General features: G+C 61.8%; 24 protein-coding genes, 4 pseudogenes and 1 other annotated feature. Of the genes and pseudogenes, 8 read left to right on the top strand and 20 right to left on the bottom strand.

Annotated features, from left to right (window positions below; translation table 11 throughout):
* Positions 1–12 precede the first annotated feature (12 nt).
* Genes H9K75_RS10550 through H9K75_RS10540 form a run of 3 tightly spaced genes read left to right on the top strand, consistent with a single transcriptional unit; the run spans position 13 to position 1,181 of the window.
* Complete coding sequence (locus H9K75_RS10550; protein WP_187725734.1) at positions 13–330, top strand: type II toxin-antitoxin system PrlF family antitoxin; 318 nt, start codon at positions 13–15, stop codon at positions 328–330.
* Complete coding sequence (locus H9K75_RS10545; RefSeq protein ID WP_187725733.1) at positions 330–788, top strand: type II toxin-antitoxin system YhaV family toxin; 459 nt, start codon at positions 330–332, stop codon at positions 786–788. The genes H9K75_RS10550 and H9K75_RS10545 overlap by 1 nt, the downstream gene beginning before the upstream one ends.
* 27 nt (positions 789–815) lie before the next feature.
* Complete coding sequence (locus tag H9K75_RS10540) at positions 816–1,181, top strand: DUF3742 family protein (RefSeq protein WP_187725732.1); 366 nt, start codon at positions 816–818, stop codon at positions 1,179–1,181.
* Between the two features lie 11 nt (positions 1,182–1,192).
* Here H9K75_RS10540 and H9K75_RS10535 read toward each other — a convergent pair whose 3' ends face one another.
* The 5 genes and pseudogenes from H9K75_RS10535 to H9K75_RS10515 all read right to left on the bottom strand — a co-directional run bounded on the left by H9K75_RS10535 (position 1,193) and on the right by H9K75_RS10515 (position 5,822).
* Complete coding sequence (locus H9K75_RS10535) at positions 1,193–2,713, bottom strand: conjugal transfer protein TraG N-terminal domain-containing protein (RefSeq protein ID WP_187725731.1); 1,521 nt, start codon at positions 2,711–2,713, stop codon at positions 1,193–1,195.
* 15 nt (positions 2,714–2,728) lie between these two features.
* Positions 2,729–3,091: a hypothetical protein gene (locus tag H9K75_RS10530; protein WP_187725730.1), complete on the bottom strand. Its 363-nt coding sequence runs from the start codon at positions 3,089–3,091 to the stop codon at positions 2,729–2,731.
* Entirely contained in the window at positions 3,088–4,482 is a 1,395-nt protein-coding gene (locus H9K75_RS10525; RefSeq protein WP_187725729.1) for an integrating conjugative element protein, read from the bottom strand. Before H9K75_RS10525 ends, H9K75_RS10530 begins: the two co-directional genes overlap by 4 nt.
* A 10-nt stretch (positions 4,483–4,492) precedes the next feature.
* Positions 4,493–5,439, bottom strand: a pseudogene (locus H9K75_RS10520) (TIGR03756 family integrating conjugative element protein).
* On the bottom strand, positions 5,439–5,822 hold the full coding sequence (locus tag H9K75_RS10515) for a TIGR03757 family integrating conjugative element protein (protein WP_226858639.1): 384 nt from the start codon (positions 5,820–5,822) through the stop codon (positions 5,439–5,441). The pseudogene H9K75_RS10520 and the gene H9K75_RS10515 overlap by 1 nt, the downstream one beginning before the upstream one ends.
* Before the next feature lie 260 nt (positions 5,823–6,082).
* Here H9K75_RS10515 and H9K75_RS10510 point away from each other — a divergent pair, with 260 nt between their 5' ends.
* The 3 genes from H9K75_RS10510 to H9K75_RS23830 all read left to right on the top strand — a co-directional run bounded on the left by H9K75_RS10510 (position 6,083) and on the right by H9K75_RS23830 (position 6,978).
* Positions 6,083–6,394 carry an HU family DNA-binding protein gene (locus H9K75_RS10510; RefSeq protein ID WP_187725727.1) on the top strand — a complete coding sequence of 104 codons (312 nt, stop codon included), beginning with the start codon at positions 6,083–6,085 and terminating at the stop codon, positions 6,392–6,394.
* 102 nt (positions 6,395–6,496) lie between these two features.
* Entirely contained in the window at positions 6,497–6,823 is a 327-nt protein-coding gene (locus H9K75_RS10505) for a hypothetical protein (RefSeq protein ID WP_226858638.1), read from the top strand.
* Positions 6,820–6,978 carry a helix-turn-helix domain-containing protein gene (locus H9K75_RS23830; RefSeq protein ID WP_264294005.1) on the top strand — a complete coding sequence of 53 codons (159 nt, stop codon included), beginning with the start codon at positions 6,820–6,822 and terminating at the stop codon, positions 6,976–6,978. The genes H9K75_RS10505 and H9K75_RS23830 overlap by 4 nt, the downstream gene beginning before the upstream one ends.
* A gap of 60 nt (positions 6,979–7,038) precedes the next feature.
* Here the strand turns inward: H9K75_RS23830 and H9K75_RS10500 are convergent, their stop codons facing one another.
* The 10 genes and pseudogenes from H9K75_RS10500 to H9K75_RS10455 all read right to left on the bottom strand — a co-directional run bounded on the left by H9K75_RS10500 (position 7,039) and on the right by H9K75_RS10455 (position 15,559).
* Complete coding sequence (locus H9K75_RS10500; protein WP_187725726.1) at positions 7,039–7,824, bottom strand: DsbA family protein; 786 nt, start codon at positions 7,822–7,824, stop codon at positions 7,039–7,041.
* A 15-nt stretch (positions 7,825–7,839) separates the two neighbouring features.
* A pseudogene (locus H9K75_RS10495) lies at positions 7,840–10,717 on the bottom strand (conjugative transfer ATPase).
* Entirely contained in the window at positions 10,717–11,169 is a 453-nt protein-coding gene (locus tag H9K75_RS10490) for a TIGR03751 family conjugal transfer lipoprotein (protein ID WP_187725725.1), read from the bottom strand. Before H9K75_RS10490 ends, H9K75_RS10495 begins: the two are co-directional and overlap by 1 nt.
* A pseudogene (locus H9K75_RS10485) lies at positions 11,150–12,568 on the bottom strand (TIGR03752 family integrating conjugative element protein). The gene H9K75_RS10490 and the pseudogene H9K75_RS10485 overlap by 20 nt, the downstream one beginning before the upstream one ends.
* On the bottom strand, positions 12,558–13,448 hold the full coding sequence (locus tag H9K75_RS10480) for a TIGR03749 family integrating conjugative element protein (RefSeq protein WP_449757732.1): 891 nt from the start codon (positions 13,446–13,448) through the stop codon (positions 12,558–12,560). The pseudogene H9K75_RS10485 and the gene H9K75_RS10480 overlap by 11 nt, the downstream one beginning before the upstream one ends.
* 16 nt (positions 13,449–13,464) lie before the next feature.
* Positions 13,465–14,157: a PFL_4703 family integrating conjugative element protein gene (locus tag H9K75_RS10475; protein WP_187725724.1), complete on the bottom strand. Its 693-nt coding sequence runs from the start codon at positions 14,155–14,157 to the stop codon at positions 13,465–13,467.
* Complete coding sequence (locus tag H9K75_RS10470; RefSeq protein WP_187725723.1) at positions 14,154–14,564, bottom strand: TIGR03750 family conjugal transfer protein; 411 nt, start codon at positions 14,562–14,564, stop codon at positions 14,154–14,156. The genes H9K75_RS10475 and H9K75_RS10470 overlap by 4 nt, the downstream gene beginning before the upstream one ends.
* Before the next feature lie 13 nt (positions 14,565–14,577).
* Positions 14,578–14,934, bottom strand: coding sequence for a TIGR03745 family integrating conjugative element membrane protein (locus tag H9K75_RS10465; protein WP_187725722.1), 357 nt, complete (start codon positions 14,932–14,934; stop codon positions 14,578–14,580).
* 11 nt (positions 14,935–14,945) lie between these two features.
* Positions 14,946–15,179, bottom strand: coding sequence for a TIGR03758 family integrating conjugative element protein (locus H9K75_RS10460; protein ID WP_187725721.1), 234 nt, complete (start codon positions 15,177–15,179; stop codon positions 14,946–14,948).
* On the bottom strand, positions 15,176–15,559 hold the full coding sequence (locus H9K75_RS10455; RefSeq protein WP_187725720.1) for an integrative conjugative element protein, RAQPRD family: 384 nt from the start codon (positions 15,557–15,559) through the stop codon (positions 15,176–15,178). Before H9K75_RS10455 ends, H9K75_RS10460 begins: the two co-directional genes overlap by 4 nt.
* Before the next feature lie 14 nt (positions 15,560–15,573).
* On the opposite strand from H9K75_RS10455, the gene H9K75_RS10450 reads away from it, so the two are divergent.
* Both H9K75_RS10450 and H9K75_RS10445 read left to right on the top strand, forming a co-directional pair.
* Positions 15,574–15,774 carry a hypothetical protein gene (locus H9K75_RS10450; RefSeq protein ID WP_187725719.1) on the top strand — a complete coding sequence of 67 codons (201 nt, stop codon included), beginning with the start codon at positions 15,574–15,576 and terminating at the stop codon, positions 15,772–15,774.
* A 30-nt stretch (positions 15,775–15,804) separates the two neighbouring features.
* Positions 15,805–17,036, top strand: a protein-coding gene (locus H9K75_RS10445) for an IS3 family transposase (RefSeq protein ID WP_404826422.1) whose coding sequence is annotated in 2 segments (ribosomal slippage) — positions 15,805–16,096 and positions 16,096–17,036 — 1,233 coding nt in all. Because the reading frame shifts where the segments join, the coding sequence is not laid out codon by codon here.
* Positions 16,083–16,199 (top strand) — a sequence feature (AL1L pseudoknot). It overlaps the preceding gene by 117 nt.
* 887 nt (positions 17,037–17,923) lie before the next feature.
* Here the strand turns inward: H9K75_RS10445 and H9K75_RS10440 are convergent.
* The 5 genes and pseudogenes from H9K75_RS10440 to H9K75_RS10420 form a co-directional block, all read right to left on the bottom strand.
* A pseudogene (locus H9K75_RS10440) lies at positions 17,924–20,394 on the bottom strand (heavy metal translocating P-type ATPase).
* Between the two features lie 102 nt (positions 20,395–20,496).
* On the bottom strand, positions 20,497–22,176 hold the full coding sequence (locus tag H9K75_RS10435; protein ID WP_226858637.1) for a phosphoethanolamine transferase: 1,680 nt from the start codon (positions 22,174–22,176) through the stop codon (positions 20,497–20,499).
* Positions 22,177–22,797: 621 nt separating this feature from the next.
* A complete protein-coding gene (locus H9K75_RS10430; RefSeq protein ID WP_187725716.1) occupies positions 22,798–23,823 on the bottom strand; it encodes an IS110 family RNA-guided transposase in 1,026 nt (341 codons plus the stop codon).
* Positions 23,824–23,909: 86 nt separating this feature from the next.
* Positions 23,910–24,717 (bottom strand): IS5 family transposase gene (locus H9K75_RS10425; protein ID WP_187725715.1). Its coding sequence is split into 2 segments (ribosomal slippage): positions 23,910–24,381 and positions 24,380–24,717, totalling 810 coding nucleotides; the frame shifts between segments, so codons are not numbered across the junction.
* 46 nt (positions 24,718–24,763) lie between these two features.
* Positions 24,764–24,925, bottom strand: a complete 162-nt coding sequence (locus H9K75_RS10420) for a hypothetical protein (RefSeq protein WP_187725714.1) — start codon at positions 24,923–24,925, stop codon at positions 24,764–24,766.
* Positions 24,926–25,148 lie beyond the last annotated feature (223 nt).

Here is a 25,148-nt window from a genome sequence, read left to right as displayed (position 1 = left end):
AGGAGAACCGCCATGCCTGCCATTCATGAAATTGCCACGCTGACCTCCAAAGGCCAGATCACGTTGCCCAAGTCCATCCGGCAGGCGCTGGGGGTGGATACCGGCGGCAAAGTCGCGTTCAACCTGCGTGACGGCGAAGTGGTCGTGACCCGTGCTGATGCCGAGCATGAAGACCCCGCCATTGCCGCGTTCCTGACCCTGCTGGCGCGCGATATGGAGGCTGGCCGGAACATTCGCGGTCTGCCGGAGGATCTGGCTCGTACGATGCTGGAGCATGCGGGCCACAAGGTGAACCTGGGTGACGATTTCGATGAGGACGTGGAAATCTGATGCAACAGCATGGCTGGACGCTGCTGTTCCACGACAACCTGATCGAGCAGTTGATGAAACTGCGCGCGGCCGTGCTGCGTGCGCAAGAGAACGACCCGGAGGGCTTCGGATCCAACGCCAACGTTAAGTTCTTCCGGGCCTTGGTCCAGTTGATGCAAGACGTGGTGCCGGGCGATCCGGCGCGCGACGAATACCGCCAGGGCAATACCATGGGGCCGGCTTATCGCCACTGGCGGCGGGCCAAGCTCGGAAGACGGTACCGGCTGTTTTTCCGGTACGACTCGAAGGCGAAGGTCATCGTGTACGCCTGGGTCAACGACGAGCAGACGCTGCGGTCATCGGGTAGCAAGTCAGACCCGTATGCAGTGTTCGAGAAGATGCTCGGGCGCGGAAACCCGCCAGACGACTGGGACGCATTGGTACTGGCAAGCAAGCAGGATTGGAGCAAACTGGAGTAGCGATCTCACATGTAGCAGGTGACGACCATGAACACGACTACCCGCATCAGTACCGCAGAACGCCTCGGCCGCAGCTTTGGCCGTGGATGGCGCGCCTATGCGCGTGGTGAGCGGCGGGTGTCGAGCTGGCTGGCATCCAAGGGGATGCCGGTGGCTGGCGCCGCCGCGCTGCTGTGGGTGGTCAAGCTGGCTGTACTGGGATTGCTGTTCTATGTGGCGTTCTGGTTCGCGGTCGTGTTGCTGGGCTTGGCAATGGCGGGATGGGCTGCTGCTACCACTCCCTCTGATGAAGAAGAGTGGCCTTTCACTGACCTCACCGAACTGCGGAAAACGCCGGGCTACGATCCCAATCTGTACAACGACATTTCGCACGAGTTGTACACAGACGATTGACCGTGTCCACGCTATTTCAGCTTGCCCCCGGTGAGCGCCCCAGCACCCTTGCCACCCGCTTGGCCGGCGCTCTTGCTGCCATCTGAAAGTCCTTGGATGGCATGTCCAGCTCGAATCCCAACCCAGGCGAGGCTCGCCAGCCAGAATCCGGGAAGGACCAGGAACATCGTCGCCATGACGAAGTTCAGCAGCATATCGCCGAAGGCATTGTTCAGCCCCATCACCGGATCGAAATTGCTGTGCGGCCGGTTCCAGCCCCAGCCCCATCCGTAGAGCGCATCAAGGATCGTACTGTCGATCCAGCGGGCCAACTGGAACCAGAAGTCCACGAAGAACAAAGCGAATTGCACGACGCTCACGGTCACAACCGTCTTCAGGTCGTAGGTCCCAATGAGCAGCACCAACGGGATGCAGATCACCAAGGCCATCTTGAGTAACGCGAGCACCATGGGCAGGGCCTGGCGCACCACATCCATCGCCGGAAAAACCCCCGTCGCACCCATCGTCATGCCGACGTCGCCCGCTGCGCGTGTGATGATGTTCGGCAAGGTCTTGTCGATCTGGCCGCCGTAGTCGGTATAGACGGAACCCCTGTTGAGCTTCTGCTGCCGCGGCGACGCAATCGTGCGGATCACCGAATCGTCCACCTCGGCGCGGCTCAGGAACCCAGCCCAGCCGGCCAGTCGCGTGAGCAGGTTCGGGTCCACCTGGCCCAGCAGCCGCGTCCGCAGGCCGCTGCCGCCATCGGCCCACCATTGCCGGCAGGTCGGATAGCCGCCGCCGCTGGACACCTGCGCCAGTCCGGCGTCGCGGTCGCTGTCGTAGGGCCAGTCGTCGCGCGGGGTGCTGGAGCGATAGCTGTCGTAGTAGCCGGCCGTGTCTATGAAAAAGCGTGAGCCAATCCAGGTGACATCGTGCATCTGGGCTTCATCGAGGTCGGGGCGCTGCATGAACAGCTTGGCGCGGGCCGGTCCGTAGCAGTTGTGTGTGAAGTCCGCCACCGCCTGGGCCAGGACCGGATCGTCGATGCGCGTGGCGTCGATCTCCATGCGCATCTGCCGCAGATCGGTGCCGCAGGGGATCGCCGCTACGGAAGCGCCCGTGACGGCACGCGAGAGCGTGTGCATGAAGGCCCACCAGACCGGCACCTTGGCACTCTGGTTGTTTATGGTGCTAAAGGACTGCGACCAGCCGGTATCGGTGGGCTGCGGCACGCTGACCTGGCACTGGGCCGAGCGCGAGTTGTCGTACTGGATGGTGTTGAGATCCACGTCGATGAACGGGATGCCGGCGAACATCACGACCACGATGGCGACGAACACCCGGTTCTCGATGCGCGCGGCCGAGAGCACGCCCTTGTTGCCTTCGTCGGCCCCTTCGGCGCGGGCCTTCAGCCACTCCTGGATGATGATGGCCACGAAGGGGAGGGCGAACACGCCGCTGGCCACCAGAACCGCCCAGATCCCGTTGTGGACGATCCAGGACACCAGCGTCAGGTAGTACTCCAGGTAGTCGGTCGTGAAAAGCGTCATGGCCCGAACCTCCCCTCAACCGGCTTGAATCAAAAGGCTGGCTTCCAGCGCCACGAGAGCGACAACGCCCGCGATCTCACTGCGCACCAGGCGGCGCCGCGCCTGCCTATCTGCCCCGTTTTGGTCCTCGCGCGCCAACAGTCGGCGGCGCATCCAGACCCAACCGTAGGCCGTCGCCCCATACAGGCCAAGCCGCCACACCAGGAAGTAGCCCGCGGCGGCCGCGAGCCACCGCTCCCAGCCGGCGACACCGCCGACCAAGTAGATGCCGGCGATGTTGGCCGCCACGGCAGAGGCGACGATCAGCACCGTCCACAGCAGCGCCTTTGCCACGCGCCGGCTGAACAGCCAGCGAGGCCGCAGCCAGGCCGCGTTCATGGCCGGCCTCCCGGGTTGCCCTTCTGCAATCGATCGAGGCGATCGGGCACCGGATCGCCCTCGTAGATGCCGCGCGAGCCAGCTGCACGCGTGCCGTGGCGCTGGATGATCGCCATCGGCGAGTTGTTCGTCAGCTCGCGGCGCAGCTCCAATTCCGTCTTCAGGTTGCGGATCTCGCGGTCGAGCGTGTCGCTCTCGTGGTTCACGGCATCGACCGCCAACTGGTTGGCCGCCACGTTGGGCTCCTTCTTGCCCGTCAGCAGGGTCCGCTGGAGCAGCAGGGCTTTTTCCAGCACCGACGAAAGCGCCACCTCGGACGCGAGGCGCCGCGCCAGCAGGTCCTGGTCAGGCTCGTCGCGCAAGGCTTCGATCACGCCCCGCGTGATGGGAAGCGACGTGCTGCCAGCCCCGCGCAGGTTCTCGAACGTCGTGTGGCGCGTCCCGGAAATCAGCTCTTGCAGGGCTTCCAGCTTGGTCTCGTACTCCTCCTGGATCAGCGGTGTCAGCCCGACGCCGGGCACCGTCTCGGTCTTGGTGCAGGAATCGCACGTGCGTTGCTCCTTCTCCCCCAGTACCCGCGTGGCCCATGCGACCGCCTGCTGTGGCGACGTCCAGGTCTGGCAGGACAGGCTCGCGCAACTGGCCTGGGCGATGGACGACGTGTCGGTCACGCCGCGGCCGTTGACCAAGTTGTAGCCCGCCCGAGTGACGTCACCGACCACCTTGATAGCCGACTGGCCCCTACCACCGGCGTTGCTGCCGCCCACCCAGGGCACACCGTCGTTGCCGCGGTTGGTCTCCGCTTGCTCGATCGCCGAAACGGCATCCGTGCTCGACACCGCCTGGCGCAGCGCCATGCCCTCGGCAAGCTGGCTCCATCCGAGCTGGCCTCCCGCCGTGTCGGCCATCTTCTCGGCCATGGCGCGGCACGTCAGCTTCGAGCGGTCGAAGTCCAGGCGCGCCTGCAGCACGCCATTGGTGAGCAGGTTGTAGAGGCCGGGATCTGCGCGCTGAATGATGAGGGCCGGCAGAGACGCCACCGCGCTGGTGGCGCTCTGGATCACGTTGCTCATGATCTGCTGAAAGCCATTCGTGATGCCGTTGAGCTGGTTCTTGAGCGTCGTTGTGATGCTCATATCGCCGCAGATCAGGTTGCTGTTCCAACCCACGCCGACCCCAATCGAACGCATGCCGGCCGCGCGGCCCATGGACACCGCACTGCCGCCGCCGATCGAGTACATGACTTCATCGCCGATCACGGGGCCGCTGGTCTGGAATCCCGTCTGTGCCCACGCCAGGCCGCAGCCCAGGACGAGCGCGCCGACGAGTACTGTCGGCCGCAGCAGGCGGTACGCCTTGGTGGAGAGGTTCGTCAGTTCAGGACGCTTCATCGCCATACCCTCAATTGAAATCGACGCTGCCAAGGAACACCTGTCCACGGCGTTCGCAGCAGGCATAGGGCCGCCACAGCGCCCAGGCGTAATCGCTTTGCTGGGCTTGCGTTAGGAAACCGCTGTGCGGGAAAACCGTGCAGGACGAGGACAGGACGGGCGCGAGTTCCTGCCATTTGCCGGTCGAGGCATCGCCCTCGACCAGTGCGCCGGCAGGCCAGTAGCCATCGCGTGCATTGGCCAGCAGCGGCTGATAGACGTGCAACTGCCCGCGGCGCGTGACGACATCGCCGGCCCGCTGGGCCACCACGGCGCCGGCCTTGTGGTCGTCGGTCTGGTGCAGGAAGCCGCCGCGCGGATAGACATTGCCCCAGAGGTTCATCGTCGAGCGCGCGCCGACCTCGCGCATGCCCGGGATCAGCGCTTCCGGATAGGCCATCTCGGGCACGTTGTAGCGCCAGGCCAAGGTGTCCAAGGTACTGAGCAGATATGGCATGAACGCCGTCCCGGCGCCCTGGCAGAAGTAGCCCGAGGACGAGGCGAACTGGTTGAACACCTCGACGCCGGGATGGCCGATGACGTCAGCGTTCTTAAATTTCGCGAGGTTGTTCTCGTGATCTTCGTTGGTGGTGCCGTCGCCGCCGGCCTGGGCCGAGGGGTTGGGCGCGCTCATGGCGCGGACTTCGACCCAGGGTTCTCGCCGGTGTTGCTGTAGCTGGAGACGACCGCATCGGGCACGTAGTGGCGCACCTTGACGGACGTGCGCACCGTGCAGCCGGTCCAGGTGCAGTAGAGCCAGTAGCAGATCCCCACCACGCGGTATTCCAGGCAGTCCGGCGACAGGACCGATGAGACGATGGTGGCCGTGTTCAAGGCGTGGCTGCCGGTGGCGCTGACCAGCAGCAGCGAGGCCACGGCGACGCGCAGGCGGCGCAGCAGGTCGAATGGGCGGGGGATCACGGCCGCTCCTTGCGATATCGGGCGATGCGAGCCAGCGCCTGGTCCAGGTTGGCCTCGCCATAGACCACGTAGCGTTGGTCCACCACGACCGCCGGAAGCGTTGTGATGCCCAAGCTCCAGGCATCGGTGATGCCTTGGTAGGCGGTCTGCATGCGGTGTTGCAATGCCGGCCCGCCTTCCTTGAGGCGTCGCCGCACGATCGGTTCGGCCTGCCGTGGATCGCTGGGCAAGCCTGTTGTGAGTTCCGCCTCGATGCGTTGCGCAGCATCCAGTTCGATCACGCGCGTGGGAGAGTGCGCGCCGTGCAGCGGTTGTCCGGACTCGGTGATGACCCAGACTTCTTGGGCCGAGGAAGTACCCGAGCACACGAGGACTGCCATGAGAGCCCATGCAAACCGGCACAAGCGTGGATGGGAGGGCGTGGGATGGAACATGAGGTGGCGCCAAAGAAGAGGGAGGACCCCGATAGTCCAAACCAAAGCGCCGTCGCAGGCCACGAACAATGCGCAGCGTGGCGCGCCCCTATTTCCTGGTGACGCGATGGCTCGTCGCCAGGAATCTGATGTAAGTTGGTTTGGATCGACCCAACTGGGTATCGGCTATAAACCATGGATCGCAACCTTCACCCATACCCGTCCCTATGAATCGCACCCAACTCGTTGAAATCCTCGCTGCCAAGAACGACCTGTCCAAAGCTGCCGCCAACGCCGTCCTCGACACCTTGATCGACACCGTCCAGACGGCCGTGAAGAAAGGCGATGCCGTTCAACTCGTGGGCTTCGGCACCTTCAAGGCGGCCAAGCGTGCCGCGCGCATGGGCAAGAACCCCGCCACCGGCGCAGCCCTGAAGATCCCGGCCGCGACCGTGCCGAAGTTCGTTGCGGGCGCCAAGTTCAAAGCCGTGGTCGATCCCAAGGCCGCCAAGCGCAAGGCCGAGAAGGCCGGCAAGTAAGCCGGCTCGCCTTTCCGGGAAGGCGCCGTCGTTCGCAAGGCTCGGCGGCGTTGGATTTTCTGAGTGATCCACAACAAGTCCAACAGCGACGGGCCATAAACCATGACTGCGTTTTCTGAATCGTTCCGGTCGGAAGTTGCGCGCATTGCACGCAAAGAGAACAAGGAGGAGATGGCCTCCCTGCGCAAGACGGCAACGAGCCAGCGCTCAGAGATCGCGACACTCAAGCGCGACGTCAAAGATCTGGCAGGGCAGGTGCGCAGCCTGGCCAAGGCATTGGAAAAAGCCCTGGCAACGGCTGAGCGCCAGCAGCCCCGGGAGCCGTCCGCGGATTCGTCTACGGGGCGCAGGCGCCTGCCAAACGAAGAGGCCGCGCATTCGTCTTCAGCCATGAGGCGCTGGTCGCCAAGCGGCAGGCGTTTCACATGACCCAGAAAGAGATGGCCCGGCTGCTCGGTGTGTCGCCACTGAGCGTCTACAAATGGGAAACCGGCCAGGTCACGCCCCGCGAGGCGCAACTCGTGCGCGTGCGCGAAGTGCTTCAGATGGGCGTGCGCGAAGCCCGCAGGCAGATTGCAGAGTGAACATCGCCGACGCTGCACCTGCCGCAGGTAACCATCCTGGATAGACTTTCGACAGGTTGGCTATCGCGGCGTGTCGTCCTCTGCGCTGGCGGGCGTGTCAGGGGAGACCGTGGCCTTGGCTTCGGCCGGGTCATTGGTGGCGAGCATGTCGATCGCCGACAGCAGTGAATCGCCGGGCACTGGGCCAGGCAGCACGAGGCTCCTGCCGCTCGTGCGGTCGACCAGCCGCAGCGAAGGCGTCGCCGTGATGCCCGACGCGGTGGCTTCGCCAGCCTGTGCCTGCACGATGCGCGCGGACTCTTCGCCGCTCATGCACGTCTTCAGAGCCTTGGACATGCCGGGAAATGCCTCCAGGTTCGGCACGCCCTGGCCGTCGCTGCGCGTGTGGGCATAGACCCATTGGACCGCCGCCCAGAACGCCTCGTGTCCTCCCGCCTGGCCGGCGCATTCGACCAGGCGTGCCTCCTGGCTTGCGGCGGGCTCGTGGATGGACAGCGGCAGGTGATGCCACTGCAGGCTCACGTCCTGGTGTGTATCGATCCACTGCCGCAGCTGCGGTGAGTAGCTCTTGCAGTACGGGCACTCCAGATCGGCATAGAAGATGATGCTGAAACGCGCCTCGGGACTGCCTAAGCGCCAAAGAGGCCCGGTCAACTGCTCGATACTCGCGGCGCTGACCGGGGCGGCCGGTTGCGGCGCAGGCTCGCCTGGCGACCTGAACATGAACCAGATCAACGGCACCCCGACCAGCCCAGCAGCCACGGCCCAGTGCCAGCGAGGCCACCGGCGCGGGCGACGGCGGAAAGCTTGCACCTGGATTGGAATGGAGGGACGTTTTGGAGCCATGGCACTCTCCTGTGATCACTGTGGCAAGTTCAGAGCCGGCGACTCGATGCCGCGCGCCTGGTCGATCTTCTCGGCCACTTTGAAGGCGGCCTCCAACTCGCTGATCCCGTACTGCTGCATGATCTGGTAGCGCTCGGCTTTCTCCTCGGGTTCGGTTTGTGCGAGCGCGAGATACAGACTCGGCGGAACGGCTCGGAACAGCACTTCCATGCTCTTGGACAGGATCACACCCTCGGTGAATTTCCCCGCCTCTTTGCGCGCCGACAGCATCAGCGCTTTCTGTGCGGGCGAGAGTTCGCGGAAACGCGCGATCTTCTCCACCTCGTCCGGGGCATCGACAGGCAGATCCACCACTCGATCATGTTGAGCATCGGCTCCGCGGCCCGCGGCAGATCGTCGATGTTCTGCGTCGCGAGCCAGAACCACGCACCCAGCTTGCGCCACATCTTCGTGATCTTCACCACGTAGGGTGCGAGCAGTGGATTCTTCGTGATGATGTGCCCTTCATCGGTGACGTTGATGATCGGCCGCCCGAGGTACTGGTCGCGCTCGGCGATGTTGTTGACCGTGCTGATGAGGCTGATGTAGGCGATGGAAAGCTGTGCGTTGTAGCCCTCACGGGCATACGTCGCGAGATCAACCAGCGTGATGTCGGCCTCGGGCCAAGGGGTGCCGGCCCGGTCGAACATTTCGCCATCGGTGCCCTGGCAGAACATGTCCATGGCGTCCGCCATTTCCAGCAGGCGCACGCGCCGCATCTCGGGGAGCGTGGTGTCGCTGGCCCGTTCGCGCAGCGCGTCGCGCACGTCGCGCGTGAGCACGGTGCGCTTCTCGCCGTGGCAGCGCTCGGCCGCATCAAGGATGCATTGGCGGATCAGCGAACGGTCCGCCCGCGTCATCCGGGCTTCTTCCTTGTCCTCGCCGCCGGTGATCATCAGGCGCGCCGTGATCTCCAACTCGCCGAGCACGTCACGCTGCTCGTCCACCTCGGTCGCCGTGGCGTCCGGTGGCTGATCCTCGTCCAGCGCATCGGCATCGAGCGTCTGCACGGCGCTCGGGGTCTCGATGAGCCGGCGCGCGTCGGCAAAGGGCGCCAGGCTCACACCCACGCCCGGCGCCAACTTGACGCGGTGGACCGTCAGGCCGAGCTTGCGCGCGAATTCGGCGAACAACCCGAAGCTGTTGCCAGCCTCCACGATGAACAGGCGCGGCCGGTAGACCGCCGTGACCTGGTTCAGCAGGTTGTTGAGCGTCGCGGACTTGCCCGAGCCCGTCGGACCGAACAGGAACAGGTGGGCGTTCATCTGCCGGTCCAGCCGGTTGAGCGGATCGAAGGTGATCGGGCCGCCCCCACGGTTGAACATCGTGACGCCGGGATGCCCGGTGCCCTGGCTGCGCCCCCACACCGGTGAGAGATTCGCCGCGTGCTGCGCGAACATCAGTTGCGTGTACCACTTCTTGCGATCCTGGCTGGGGTTGTAGCAGCATGGCAGCCAGCGCAGATAGCTGTTCAGCGGCGCCACTTCGTCGTCCTCACGCACCGGCTGCAAACCGGCGTTGAGCATCACGTTCGCCAGATCCAGGCCGCGTCGGTCCAGCTCGGCCTCGTCGCGTCCGCGCAGGTAGAACGCCAGGGTGCCGCGGTAGAGCTTGTGCGCGCTGCCGATCAGCGAGCGGGCCTCGTGCACGTCCTTGAGCGTCTGCTCGGACGCCAGGGTTTCGCCCACGGCCTTTCTCGCCAGGTGGTTCAAATCCGATTCGAGGACGTCCTGGGGCGTGGCGACCATCGTCAGGCACATCAACGTGTCCTCTGGCATCTGGTCGAACAGCGTGTTGATCGCATCGCCCTTGCGGGTCTCGCCCGTCAGATGCCCGGTGCCGGGTGGCATGCGCAGTCGGTCGGTGATCAGGACGCGGTGCGGCATTCCGTCGAAATACCAGGTCCCTTGCGCGACATCGGAGCGCGGCGGTCCGAAGAACAGCCGCTGGCTGAAATCCCGCCCGCTTGCCAGTTCGATCTCGCCGTCCTCGCTCTCCTCGGGGTAACGCGCGAGCGCATAGAAGCGCTCCCGGTCCTCGCCCCCGGGCCGAGCAGCGCGGGATTGGGGTTGAACCAGCGCAAGAGCCAGTCGTGAACATCTGCCGCACCCAGGCGCCGGGCCTGGATGCCGGCGTTGGCGAGCCCGCCGCACAGGCGGTCGCAGACGATGCCCAGCAATTGCTCGGGCGTTTGCCCGCGGCGTGTGGCTTGCCCGGTGGAGCGGCGATAGACCACCATCCGAACTCGCCGTGTCTGGCCGCGCCAGCGCAGTCGCGTGACCACCGTGTCCTCGAACAGCCCGCCGGGCTTGGCCACTGCGCGCAGGTGGTGGCCGAAGAAACGCAGGTAGAACTCCGTGAAATCCGTGCCGCGGGCGCGCGGTTGCACGTAGTTGCGCAAGGTCTGCATGTACTGGTCGAAGCTGGGCTCGTCCTGGGCGTAGAGCTGCAGCACCCAGGGGTTCTCGTCCAACTCATCGAAGCTGTCCTGCAGCGCGTTCTCCAAGGCGTCACGGGCATGCGCGAGCCATCCGGGTTCCCGACCTTCGGTGCCCAGAGGCACCAGCTCGAAGAACGCGGCCACGGACTGTCCATCCTCCAGCAGCATGGACTTCGACTTGGGCAGGAACTCCACCCAGGGCAGCAGTTCCACGAACGACGGCGCCACGTCGTACAGCGCCTGTTCGTCGGCCACGGTCGCCGGCCTGCGGCCCTGGACCGCCGCGCCGGGTTCGGGGATGCTGGCCTGGCGCAGGGTCTCGACGTGGCGCTGCCAGTGGTCCGGCTGGTCGTTGCCTTCGGATTCGCCCGGTGCGGCGACGGCCAGCTTCGGCCAGGAAAATTTCCACCGCATCAGTAGTCCTCCACGCGCTCGCCCGGCATGGCGTACTGGATGCGCTGGTACAGCGGGAAGACCGTCGTGTAGCCCGGCACAGGGACAGGGTCCGTGCCGGCCAGGTGTGGGTACACGTACATCACAAGGTCAGGATTGGGCAGTCGCTGGAACTGGCGATAGATCTCATTGCGGGCCGTGCGCGTGTAGCGCATCTGTTCGGCGGGCGCGGCCAGCACATCCGCGTCGGTCAACGGCCGGCGCAGGCTCTGGCGTGCATCGAGCAGTTGGCGGCGCGCGACCTGGCCTGCACCGCCACCCGAGCCGTCGCCGGTTTCCTGCTGCCAGATGTCCATCATCGTGCGGTCGCCGTGGGTCAGCAGTTCCTCCTTGCTGGTGGCGCAGGCGCTGAGTGCGGCCACGGCAACGGCCAGTGCGAGGCCCTTGGCCAAGTTAATCAAGTTCGAGCGCATGGGCTTCTCCTGCACGGTGATCGACGCGGCGGCCTTCGGGGTCGAAGTCGATGGCAAGGGGTTTTTCGAGGTGGACGGCGACCTTGGCGCCGGGCTGCACATAGACGGCGGCAAAGGCCTGGCCATACAGCTTGTTGACCCAGCTCGACATCTCCTGGACCCCGCCCGCGAGAATCCGGCCGACCGCTTCCTGTCCGCTGATGCCGACGCTGCCAATCGAGCCATCGGCGCCGACATAGGAGGCCCTGCCGCTGTCGGATTCGATGAGCGAGGCCACGCCGCGCCCGCCGCGGTGATCAGGGCCTGCGAGCCGAGGTACTGCTGGGCGTTGCTGCGCCGTTCCCCGCTGACGCAAGGAATGCCATGCGGATCGCTGATCCAGCCAAGGCCGTCGCGCTGCTGGTTGTTCTGCTGGTTGCCTTCGCGGTCCTCGGGATCGTGCGGATGGTCCCGTCGTGAAAGACGAAGGTGATGCTGCGCACCTGACCACGCACGCACGAGAGCGTCCAGTCACCAGAGGCCGTGCCGCTGAACACGGCACCCGCGACGTCGGGGATGTCGATGCCGTTGGCCGTCAGGTTGTCGGGGCCGACGAGTACCTTGAACGGATAGGGATCGTTCACCGTGCCGTCGATCGGCACGCGGCCAATCAGCGCGGTCATCGCCACCGACCCCATGAGGGTTGAATTCGTCGGCACCGTATAGACGGGCCTGGCACTTTTGACCCCGGCGGCGCGGGCGCCCGCATTCGCCACGGTTTCCGCAGTGGTTTCCAGCGTGCGCTGCGCCGGGCCGAAGCTCGTCGGGAAGCTCATGCCGCCGCTGGCCTTGCCGCTCGTGTTGCTACGGCCATCGGTCTGCTTCGCATCCTGAGGTTCCACCCACCGCACACCATCTTCCATCCCGGCCTCATCGCCGTCGCGCAGTCCCAGGCCACCGGCAGATCGGCGTGGCCGCCGCCGCGTCCGCCGATGCTGTCGAGCCGACGTTGGAGGTCCGCGAGCAATCCCTCGGTCTGCTGGCGTTCGCTGGTAGCCTGTTGCTGGTCGCGCCGCAGGTCGGAGCGTTCGGACTCCAGCGCGGAACTGATGCGCTGGTCGATCGAGTTCTCGCGCTGGCGCAGGCGCTGGTTCTCGGAGCGCTGGGCCTTGTTGTCAGAGAGTGCAGCCTGAAGCTCGGTGCGCAGTTGCTTCACCTGCGCCACGAGCGTCGCCACCGTGTCGCGCGGGGTATCGCCCTCGATGCCCAGCGCCTTCATCTCCTCGGACGTGAGCTGGCTACCGCTTTCGGCTTGGGACGGTGCCGGGGTACCGCTTCCCGAGAACAGCCGGATGCCGACGAACAGCACCAGGAGGGCCACCGGGATCATCAGCCACTTGAGCAGGCCGTTACTGCGCATGATGGGCCTCCTTGTCGTCGCTGACCTCGGGTTGCCGCAGGTGCGCAGCCGGGTCGAAGCGGTGAATGGCCGGCAGCAGCGATGGTGCGAGGCCACGGCCGCGCGTCACCAGGTACAGAGCGGTGGTGTCCTCGGGTGTGCCGCGCGGGCCGAGCACCTCATGTTGGAAGGTTGCCGTCAAAAAGTCGCCTTGCAGCACCCGCGGGTCGAGCGTGATCCATCCCGCGCCGTAATTGCTGAGGCGCACGGCCGTCACCCACTGGTCTTCCAGGCGCCAGGAGGCGAGCGCGGTGGCGCGTACCGGCAGCGTCGACAGCAGCGTGCCGACTTCCAGGTCGCGGCGCAGGTTGACCCGCATGACGCCTGGCAGCGGTTCGACGGTGCGCAGTGGCGCGTACAGGTTCTGCGCGGCGAAGCGCGTCAGCACCACGGGGATTGGCGTTTCGCGATGGGTTGATCGCGCGGCCGCCTGGCCCTTGGCGAGTGCCGAGGCCTCGTCGGCATCGGCCCGCTGGTCGCCGTAACGCGCAGGGGTGGTACTGCTTTCGACGATGCGCACCGGCTCCAGCGCCGGCTCGCCGTCCTTGGCCGGCTCGGCGGCTATGTCCAGCAGGATCAAGACGCCCGTGTCAGCGTCCTGCAGTTGCAACCGCGTGGGCTCGATCGGCTCGTTCGCACGCAGGTACACCGCACCGCCTGCGCTTTGCACGCGCAGCCGCTCGCCAACACCCGCCGGTACGCCCACGCGCACGTTCCTGTCGATGAACACGATACGCTCCTGACCCACCCGCAAGGGCACGGCCAGCGGCATGCGTTCCCAGCGCAGGATCTCCACGGCCTGGGCAATGGGGCCGTGGCCACGGCCAGCAGCCCCAGCCAGGCAAGTACGGGGTACTTCATGGGGTTTCTCCTTGAGGCGGCGGCGCCAGGCCGCCTTGGGTGGGCGCCGAGCGCGTCGGCTCCGGCGCGCTGATGCGCTGCGGCGTGCCGTCGTAGCAGTCGAGGGCCAGGCCGAACGGGTTGCGCGCTGGATCGATATCTACCCGCGTCACCTTGATGGGGTAGCGGACCAGGGCGCGCTTGACCTGTTCAGCGCCGTGGTACTCGTCGGCGCTGATGTCCAGCGTCACCACCCAGTCGCGGTCGGAGACCACGCGCACGCGCGCAGTGGGGTCTTCGCCGTAGCCGCGGCCGGGGATTTCGTAGATGCCGCGCACGCGCTGCCGCAGCTCGCCGGTGCTGCGCCGGTAGTCGTAGTCGGCGCGCAGGAATGCATGGCATGCGGGCGTGAGGTACGGAGACAGTGCATGCAGGTTGCGCGGGTAGTCTTCCTCGCCATTGGTCGGCCAGCGGTTGAGCTGCTGGAACACATAGAACGTGAAGGCATACACCGACTCGGGCGGCACCTCCCACCACTTGCGGGTGCTTCCCGAGCGCAGGTCTGGCGGCACATGGATGGTCAGGTCGCGCGGTGCGCTCCACCAGCCGCCGCCCATCACCAGTGCGACGACGATCAGCGCGCCAACGCCCAGGCGCAGCGTCTTGATGTGCGCCTGCAGGTGGGTGACCTCGTTCTTGAAACGACTCATCGCGCGCTCCTTTGCAGGAATCTGCGGGTGGACCAGAAGCCCGAGCGCGAGATCAGTACATGGCCGCCCACCCAACCGGCCACCAGCGGATGCCGCGTGGCGATGCGCCACTGCAACTGTCGGTACAGCCAGGTATCGGGCCGGCCGCGCTTGAGCCGACGCAGGATGCCGCCGCCCACAAAGACGCCCAGGGCCACGCCCAGGACGACGAAGGTGGGCGCCAGCGCGATCGTACGGAACACCCAGGACAGAGGCGCGCCGATCAGCAGGCCGGCGGCGCCGGACAGGCCGCAGCAGACCCACAGCTCGTCCGCCGTGAGGCCGCGCACGACCACCGGGTGGCGGTTGAGCCGGTGCGGAAGGAACGTGAGTGTTCCGTCAGCACGGATGTGCTGGTGCTCGGACATGGCCTGCACCCGCTTACAGGATGCCGGTGGCTTCGGTGAGCAGCCAGATGCCGATCACGAGCAGGACGGCACCGATGGCGACGGTGAGTCCGAACTGGCCCCAGGTCTTGCGGCCAGTGTGGATTTCCGCGTAGGTTCCGTAGGCGTGGTAGCACACGCCAATGAACATCGAGGCCACCACCAGCAAGGCCACGAGCATGATGATGTCGTAGCCGTAATTGCGGATGGTTTGCATGATGCCGCTGCCGGTGCCCCGCGTGGGGTTCTCCAGTTGCGGCAGTCCATGTGCGAACGACAGCGCGGGCAGCGCGCCGGCGAGGGCCACGGCAGCGCGCTGGGCGAGACGGGAGGTGAGGATGCGGCTTTGCATGGTCAGTCCTTTCAGGAGAGGAGGAAGAAAGTCAGTACGACGTACATCGCGACGAAGCGGATGCACACGCCCAGGAACTGGCGTTGGTTGAGGCGGCTTTCCGACCACCCTACGTAGGCCGTTCGGATAGCCCACACGCCCCACACCAGCAACACGGCGAAGACGGCGCCGACCAGCACGGTTGCCATCGCGGCAGGCGCGATGCCGCTGTTGGCCTGGAAAGCCGAAAGCTGGGCGCCATTCATGGCTGGCCCTCCGGCGCGGGTGTCTGCGATGCAGGCGTGGCCCGCTCGGTGCGGTAGTCACCTGCCAGTTCGGAGGGGGCGCGCGGCTGGGCGCGCGATGGCGTAAGGTAGGCTTGGATGCCGGCGCGCATGCGCGCCAGGTCGGCCAGAATCCGTGGGTAGTCGAAGTGGTAGCGCTCGCCCGGAGCGACGGGGGTATGGGCGGCGCTGTACGCGACGGTGCGCTCCAGCGCATCAAGTTGACGCAGCGCGGTGGCAAGTTCTTGCCGTTGCGCCGGGTTCTCGGCGCGGGCTATCGGCGACAGGCCCATCAGGAGGACCGTCACGAGAAGCAGAGGCACGCCGCGATGCGCGACGCGCAGCCGGGTTGAAGCGACCATCGCACCATTCCTGTGTGATCAGCAATGACGCGATGGTGGAGATCCAGGCGACTTCAGGTCGCAAACAATGGGAATTCGCGAGTGACCGGATTGATGAGGGTTTGGGGCTGAAAATCTCGCTCAGCGTATCCTCTCCAAGTTACGCATCACCGGCAACCTTAGAAACGCAAACCAATCATGAGCAGGGAAACCACCTGAACCGCCCCGGCTTTTGAGGAGGCTCTTTTCTCTGAGAGGATTGAGCTATGAAGAAGTCGAACAAGTTCTCGCCCGAAGTCCGTGAGCGGGCTGTGAGGATGGTGCAGGAGCACCGGGGGGAGTACCCATCGCTGTGGGCAGCCATTGAATCTATCGCCCCCAAGATTGGCTGCGTGCCGCAGACGCTGCATGAATGGGTAAAGCGTGTCGAAGTCGATAAGGGTGTGCGCGAAGGCGTCACTACCAGCGAGGCACAGCGTGTGAAGGACCTGGAGCGCGAGGTCAAGGAACTGCGCCGGGCCAACGAGATTCTGAAGCTGGCCAGCGCGTTTTTCGCCCAGGCGGAGCTCGACCGCCGACTCAAGTCCTGAGGGACTTCATCGACAAGCACCGCAACACTTTCGGGGTCGAGCCGGTCTGCAAGGTATTGCAGATCGCCCCGTCGGGGTATCGAAGACACGCGGCGCTGCTGCGCGAGCCGCACAAACGCTGCGCCAGAGCGCGCCGCGATGATGTCCTCGTGCCGGAGATACAGCGCGTCTGGCAGGCCAACATGCAGGTCTACGGCGCCGACAAGGTCTGGCGGCAGTTGGCACGCGAGGGCACGGTCGTGGCGAGATGTACGGTCGAGCGCCTGATGCGCCGCATGGGACTGCGTGGCGTAATGCGCGGCAAGGTCGTGCGCACCACTATCAGTGACGCCAAGGCTGCTTGCCCGCTGGACCTCGTCAACCGGCAGTTTCGTGCCGAGCGCCCGAATCAACTATGGGTCTCGGACTTCACATACGTGTCGACCTGGCAGGGATGGCTCTATGTGGCCTTCGTCATCGACGTGTTTGCTCGTCGCATCGTGGGCTGGCGTGTGAGCAGTTCGATGCGAACGGACTTCGTGCTCGATGCACTGGAGCAGGCCCTGTATGCCCGGCAGCCTGAACGCGATGGGAGTCTGGTATGTCACTCGGATCGCGGCTCTCAGTACGTGAGCATTCGGTACACCGAGCGGCTGGCAGAAGCGGGTATTGAGCCGTCTGTGGGCAGCAAGGGCGACTCCTATGACAACGCCCTGGCCGAGACGATCAATGGCCTGTACAAGGCTGAGCTGATTCACCGCCGGGCACCGTGGAAAACCAAGGAGTCCGTTGAATTGGCGACGCTTGAATGGGTGGCCTGGTTCAACCACCACCGTCTGCTGGAGCCCATCGGGTACATCCCGCCTGCAGAAGCTGAGGCAAACTACTGGCGGCAACTCGCCTGTCAGGCCACCACGATGGCGGCCTGACTTAAACCAAACAGCCTCCACGAATCCCGGGGCGGTTCAGGCACGGTTCAGGTGCGACGTTGTCGCTGGATGCCTGTCCTTGCGTACCTAGCACTCGTCATCGTGCTCTGGCAATGGGCGCTGCTGACCGGGCTCGTTGTGACCTCTGTAGCATCATGGTTCGTCAAACTTATTGGAGTCGGACTGATCACGTTGTTCTACTGGGTGCTTTGGCCCGGGTTTGGCCTCTACACGACACGCGCACACGCTGCTGTGAAACGATCAGGGAGGGCGGTTGAACTTGCGGCGCGAAGCCTTGATCACAAGTCAGCAAGCATCTCCCCGCTACGGCGTCCTTGACGATTTGAACGAACGATTTCATCGCGTTCACTCAACGCCCCGGGAACATGCCGACCACATCGCAGCCCCTGTGCATGAAGCGTTTAATAAAGTGGCGACTTCAGATTTACTACAAGAGAACACTGAACACGTTGATGGGTAAGCATCCATGTCGGTTCATGCAACATCGTAATACGCTTGTTTCGTCGCATCGCCAAACAGGCACGATAGAAAGAATCGAAGACTTTTTCACCCCGAGTCATTGCGAGAAACGAATGATCATGCCATCAAAAACTCCAACATTTTCAGCGCGACTCTCCAGAAATCTTGTGTTCCCGCTACCACTAGACGTCGTCGATGTGCATGTGGGCCAAAGGCTTTTTTGGAAAGTCGCGAATGGTTCCGCCATTGCTACCAAGCGACCACAAGGCGTGCACCGAGGCCGCTATTTTTCAACGCGAGTTCGTTGCGTTCGCTCTGCCAATTCGCGCTTCAGCTTCGACAATAGTCGCGAAAACGTTTTCAAGCGTCATCGGCCTAACCACGCTGAACCTACGTAAGCTGCGAACTCATGCGGCGCGACTACGATAAGCCAACAGTCTGAGCGCGTTGAAGACGACCAAAATTGTCGAACCTTCATGAACCGCAACTGCCGCACCCATGCTCATGCCCATGATCGTGGCTGGAACCAGCACAGCCACAATGCCAAGACTCACGAAAACGTTCTGACGAATGATTGATCGAGTATGACGACTGAGTCCCACCGCGAATGGAAGTTGCTTCAGATCATCGGCCATAAGTGCCACGTCTGCGGTTTCTAGTGCAACGTCAGATCCCGCAGCACCCATGGCGATACCAACTGTTGAGTTGGCCATCGCGGGCGCATCGTTGACGCCATCACCCACCATCGCCACTTTTGTCTTTTCACGCAATTTTTGAATGGCGTCAACCTTGTCCTCAGGCATCAGATCGCCCCATGCCTCGTCAATACCGACTTGTTGTGCGATCGCGTTCGCAACCTTTTCATGATCCCTGAAATCATGATCATCCGGCTGATACCTAAATCACGAAGTTGTTGCAAGGCCTCCTTTGCCCCTTCTCTAGGGGTATCCAACAAACCGATGGCTCCCAAGTCGCGTGCCCCTTTACGCACAACCATCGTAGTACGACCAACGTCGCGTAACTTGGCAATGCTTTCACGAACTTCGGCACCCAATTCGGGAATACCGTCCACCCCAAACATTTCTGCCTTCCCGATCCATACAGTCTCGCCATTCAGCGTTGCGGTGACACCGCGACCGATCAGGTTGCTCAGCCCTTCTGCGGCAACCGGGGCAGTTCCGCCAAGGCGTTCCAATCCGTCGCGAGCGATGGCTGACGCAAGTGGATGATCGCTGAGCGATTCAACTGCCACAGCCGCTGTCAGTAGCTCTTTCTCCGTAGTGCCATCGGTTGGAACAACATCTGTGATGCGTGGTCGACCTTCAGTCAGCGTGCCTGTTTTGTCAAAGGCCATGGCGTTGAGCGAGCCCAACTCTTCCAGCGGAGCACCTCCCTTGATAAGCACGCCCGCTCGCGCAGCACGTCCAATTCCGGAAAGAACCGCACTAGGCGTGGCGATGGCCAGCGCACATGGACTCGCGGCAACAAGGACCGCCATGGCGCGATAGAAGCTATCTCGAAATGGCTCGTCCACTACTACCCACGCAAAGAGCAACAGAAAGGCAAGGGCCAAAACCGCAGGAACAAAAATGCGTTCGAACTTGTCCGTGAATCGCTGAGTTGGGGACTTCCGTGTCTCCGCTTCGCTGACCATTTTGACGACACGAGCAAGTGCCGAATCGGAGGACTTGCGGGTGACTTCAATTTCGATGCCCCCAGCGCCGTTGATTGTCCCGGTAAAGACTCTGGATGCAGAGTCAATGCTGTCCGGTTTGGATCGGGCAAGCCCGAGGTTTTCGACGGGGCGCTTGTCTACAGGAATACTTTCCCCGGTGACGGGCGCTTGATTGATTGCCGAGCTTCCTTTGACGATGAACCCGTCCGCTGGAAGCCGTTCGTTGGGTCGAACAATGACCACATCACCGACTAGTAAGTCTTCTACGGCAACGTCAAAAGTGCTTCCGTCTCTCCGAACAGTCGCTCTGTCGGGTGCTAGCTCAGCAAGCGCTTCAATCGCACGCTTGGCTCTGCCCATTGCAAAGTGTTCAAGCGCATGTCCCAAGCTGAAGAGGAACAGCAGTAACGCGCCTTCAGCCCATGAGCCCAGTGCAGCTGCTCCTGCAGCGGCAACTAGCATCAAGGTGTCGATTTCGAAGCGCTTGAGCTTGATGTTGTCGATCGCCTCTCGCAGTGTGTAGAACCCGCCAAAGAAATAGGCAAATACAAAGCACGCAAGTGGGAGCCAACCAGGAACACCTTGCATCAGCTTTGGGAGCATCACCCCGATCAGCAGAAGCGCGCCGCAGATCAAGGCAAAAATCATCTCGGTGTTGGCCCCGAAAAATCCTCCATGCTCGTGCTTATGGTCACCGCTTTCATCGCCCTGATGTTTGTGCCCCGGTTGACCATGTTCAGCGTCCGCTTGATTGCGCTTCTCCACAACGACGCCCATACCTGACAATGCATTGAGGATGGTGGACTCGTTCGTCAGCTGTCGGTCAAAGTCAACATGCACTAATCCATTGACGTTTGCGTCCGCATCAATCACGCCCTGGAGCAGGAGCAGTGAGTCTGCAACTGTTCGCGCCCGGCGAGCATTGTTAATGCCGTCCGTTTGCCATAGCTGATGTCCAAACCTTTCAGTGACATAAATACCAGCGGCTTGAGCAATTTCACGGATGCGTGCAAGACTTTGAACCTCAGGGTCAAAGTGGATGCACAGCTGAGGTGCTTGCCCTCCCACGCCAGGCTTCACGTGAGCACTATTGACGCCCTCTTTTCCGGATAATTCCTCAAGCAATCGCTTGACGAGAACATCTTGAATTTCGATACCTTGCGGCAAGAGAACAGGGATATCGAGGCTTGTTTTTGTTGACATGGTTTTACCTGGATAGGTCGGATTGATCCTTGAGTCTCTGAATCGCTTTCTCGAAATCGAGAGAACAAGGGCTGGATTTGGACAAGAAATGACGTATTGATCTCAACGTCGACAACTACTCAATACATCAAAAGTTGGGTTGTAGATGCTGGTCTGAACACCCATGACGCCGAGAACTGTATGAAAGTAGTTGTCATGGCTAATGCTCTTCTCTTTCATTTCCTTTTGGAGGCACTTTGGCGATATGCCAAGTTGAGTAGTCATGGGGGCAGACATCCAGAATATCCACGGAATTTTCTTTTGCTCATCAGGCGCAAGCGCGTACGGCAACCCATGCAAGTACAAATTGCCTTCACCAAGTGATTCTCCGTGGTCGGAGACGTACAACATTGCAGTGGCACTTGAGCCTGAATTGTCAGACAACCACTGGATTGATTGCGAGAGAAAATAGTCAGTCTCAACAATGCTGTTGTCGTATGCATTTTTGACTTCACCCTGTTTGCAAGATTGAAGTGCCGAGCTTGTGCATTCAGGCATAAACACCTTGCGCTCGGGACTTGACCGCCGGTAGTAGGCAGGGCCGTGACTACCCATTTGGTGGAGCACAACGACAGTTCCACGCTTCCTCGATTCTGCTGGCAGTGACTTGATTCTCTCAGCGATTCCCGAAAGCATGATCGTGTCTTGGCATGTCTCCAATTGAGCACAACTGGAATGCTCAGGCGAGGCGCTCGGTACGGCGGTTGGGACTCTTTTGCAAATACCTTTGCATCCTGACTGGTTGTCCAACCAAAGCACGGCAAGGCCTGCACGCTGCAAAACCTCAAGCAAGTTCTCGGTATCCTGACTTCTGGACAAGAACTCAGTTCTGCCTAGAGGTGAAAACATGCATGGCAACGATTCAGCGGTACTAGTTCCGCATGACCACGCGTTTGCGGCGTAGAAGATGTCATCTCTTCCCGACAATCGGGGCGTTGTGGGCCTTTCGTAGCCGTAGGCTGGAAAGCTCGCTGCTCGCGCCGTCTCTCCCACGATGAGAAACAATACAGGATCTTCATTGCGCTGATCTGCCACTGATACTCGAGCGTCTTGTCCCACTGGTAACAACTCTGAAGCGCTGAGACTCTGCGAACCCTTTATCGATTTTCCGAACGCGTACAACGAGTTAAACGGATTGATCAGATATCGAATTTTGGTGTGATCCCGCATGGTAGATGCCAACGGCTGAAATGCCATGAAGGTGATCGATACAACAAGCATCATTGAGCCAATCACTGTTCCGATATGCCAGACTAGAACTTGCCCAAATTTTCGGCTCGAGGTCTTCGTCCGCCAGATCCACCACAGCGGTGGGCCAGCCAACAAAAGCACGGTAACGAACAATCTCAGATTCAGAAGATCTTGAACTTCTTTGATGTCGGTTTGGATCGTATTGGTTGCCATTCCTGTGTCAATGACAACGCCGTACGTCAGCATGAAATGGCTTGACAATGCTGCGATCACAATGAACGCAGAGAGCACCAATCTACGCCACGGACCGAATGCGAAAAGGCTAAGCAAGGCTGTGTTGGCTGCGGCAATCGCAACGCAAAACGCAAAAATGAATGCAGTTCCACCGAGGCTTGATGTATCGACGATTTTTCCGAGCGCGATCCACAATGGCAGATTGCATACGGTTGCCAACCAAACTCCAACTCCGATATGAAGCGCCGTTGGCTTGCCACTGAGCGCAAACAGACTTTGCAAAACATTCGTGGTCATGAAGTTCAGAGTGAGCACCACAAAAGTGGCTGAGATGACGCAACGTGTGCTCGATGTCGACGGGAAGCGTCATGCTCGACGCTTCCCACGAGGTTTAAACGCTTGCCGATGCTTCAGAAGATTCCCTCTGCTCAGCAAATGCACGAGACCACGGTGATCAGAACATCCGACCGCGATACAGCTCCATACGGTCCTTGCGCTGTTCAGGTGTTTCGTTGAGATACTCGTTCTGCACCTGTTCCCGAGTTTTCGACGATGCACCAGATGACTCTGCGGGAGAATAGTTATTGCTCTTGAATGAATCCATTCCACCCTTCTTCACAAAATCAGCTGCCTCGGCTTGAACTTGCGCGCGAGACTTAGAGCCGCTTATATGGAAGCCTCCCGGATTACAAGTAACCTTTGTGCGTGAAGAATCAGGAGGCAGGGCTGCAGTCTTATATCCGGCCTGTTGTGCAGGCTGGTTGCCTGCTGGCCCTGATGGCATTCGCTGATGAGGCTCCCATCTAACACTCGAGCTAGATGCTCTTGGCTCTAATCGGAGTGTCCTCATCTCGGTCCGACCTGTCTGGCCCATCACACATTTGGGGTCGCTTGCTCTCCTTCAAAAACGTCAGATTCATAATCAATTCTTCGTGCTTTTCAGTGCGCGCCCTGCCAAGCTTGCGCGTTCCACGCCTGTCCCTTGGCAAGCACGGCCCAGATGGTCCTGGCCAGCTTGTTGGCAACAGCCGCAACCACTACGTTGTAGGGCCTACGCTTGAGCAACGTTTGCAGCCACGGCCAGGTGGATGCTTCGTGGCTTCTGAGCACAACAGATCTTGCCGCATGCATTAGCAGCGTTCGCAGATATGCGTCCCCACGTTTGCTGATGCCCATTTGCCGAACTCGACCGCCCGTGCCGCTTTGGCGTGGCACCAATCCGATCCACGCAGAGAATTCTCTGGCATCCTTGAACGCATCTGGACTACCCATGCTGGCAACAACTGCGGTTGCGGTAAGCAGGCCAATGCCGGGTATCTGAGCAACGCTCTGGCAATTCGGGGACTCACGCAGTTGCTGGGCAAGCCTGTGTTCGATCTGATCGATATCCTGGCTCAGTTGGGCAATGCGGCGCATTTGCTCGTTCAGACTCTCCATCAAGATCGCTGGCAGGCGCTGGGCTGCATCAACAAGCGCATCTGGCATTGCTTTGAGCAGCGCGCGATGGCCTTCTGGCAGCACAAGGCCGAACTCATAGAGAATGCCTCGTAGTTCGTTGGTTTGCATGATTCGGCTCTTCATGAGCTGCGCCCGAATCCGATGCAGCGACAACACAACCTGCTGCGCTTGAGTCTTCACTGGTACAAAGCGCATGCCCGGTTGCTGGCACGCCGTCCAGATCGCCTGTGCATCCGCGGCATCGGTCTTGTTGCGCTGAACGAACGGACGGACCTTGCGCGGGGAGATCAGACGCACTTCGTGCCCGAGTTGCGCCAGAGCGCGAGCCCACTCATGCGCGCCGCCGCAGGCCTCCATCACTACGAGTGATGGCTCGCGGAGAGTAAACCACTCGAGCATACGCGTTCGCTTGAGCTGCAGCCGTTCGATGCTACCGGTGCTGTGATCCACCCAGTGCAACTGGAATACCTTCTTGGCGGTGTCAACCGCAATAACTGTATGGTCCATGACAGTCTCCTGTGCAGTAAGACTTCACACACTGGCCCTGATTGGCGCAAAGCACAAGCCTCTCGGGAGGGAGGCTTCCATACCATCTAACACAACCAATCCACAAACCATGAGCAGATGATCGCAGCAGCCAAAGACAAGAGCGCTTGATGCGTGGCCAGTTGACGCTCGAATCGGATTCGCAGTTTGCCAAAGCCCGCAAACCAGCCATGCGTGCGTTCCACGACCCAGCGGTGTTTGCCCAGCCGCTTGCTGCTTTCAATGCCTTTTCGCGCAATGCGACTGGTGATGCCCCGCCGCTTCAGATAGTCCCTGCATCGTTGGTAGTCGTACCCCTTGTCTGCATGCAGTTTGCCAGGTCGCCGACGCGGTCTGCCGCTCAGTCCTTTGACGGCTGGCAGTGCATCCAGACACTTCTCGAAGAGCATCGAGTCATGCCGATTCGCTCCACTTACCAAGACCACAAGGGGCACACCTCGAGCATCTACGACGATATGTCTTTTGGAGCCGAGTTTGCCTCTATCTGTGGGGTTGGGGCCTGTTTCCGGCCCCCCGGGGGCTTGGAACCGATGAGCCATCAATGCTCGCCCGGCCCCAATCGATCTGATCGTATTCGCGCAGATGCTCCAGCATTGCCAGATGCAATTGCTGCCACACACCGGCTGCTTGCCACTCACGCAAACGTCTCCAGCACGTCATGCCGCTGCCGTAGCCCATAGACTGAGGCAGGTCCTCCCAAGGGATGCCTGATCTCAGAACAAAAATGATTCCTTCGAAGGCGGCCTTGTCGCTGACGGCGCGAGTGCGAGGACCTCCCTTGCTGGACGGGATGAATGGTGGGATCAATGGCTGCAGCTTCTGCCACAGCTCTTTGCTTACGGGACGACGGGCCATGAAGGCGCGAATTCTACTGGCGATTCGAGCTGCAATTCAGGTCGTGTTAGCGGCTCTTATCACTTTTGAAATGTTCCGGCACTACTTTGTAGCCCTTCTCCGAGTTTTCCGGATGCACGTAGCCATTGGCCAAAGCGCCACCTGCGGCGACGAAGGATGTGGCGGCCAGTGCCAAAGCGACGAATTTGGAGGTGCGGATTGTTCGCATGGTGAGTTTCCTTTCAATGGTGGTTTAAATCAGCTCGATGCAGGTGCTTTCGAGATGAATCCATTGTTAAAAAATCACCCTAACAAATCGCACACTGGAAGATGACATTTGTGCAATGAAATCCGCTCCGCTTTTCGACCTCAATAGATGGTTGGAGAGGTGCCAGGACAACCTCAAGACACCGTCTGAATGGGCGACATCACATGGACCTCGATGCAATCCA

Source organism: Diaphorobacter aerolatus (genome assembly GCF_014489535.1).
Lineage (GTDB): Bacteria > Pseudomonadota > Gammaproteobacteria > Burkholderiales > Burkholderiaceae_C > Diaphorobacter_A > Diaphorobacter_A aerolatus.
Note: the sequence above shows the minus strand (reverse complement) of the source record. Positions and strands in the feature narration are given on the sequence as shown.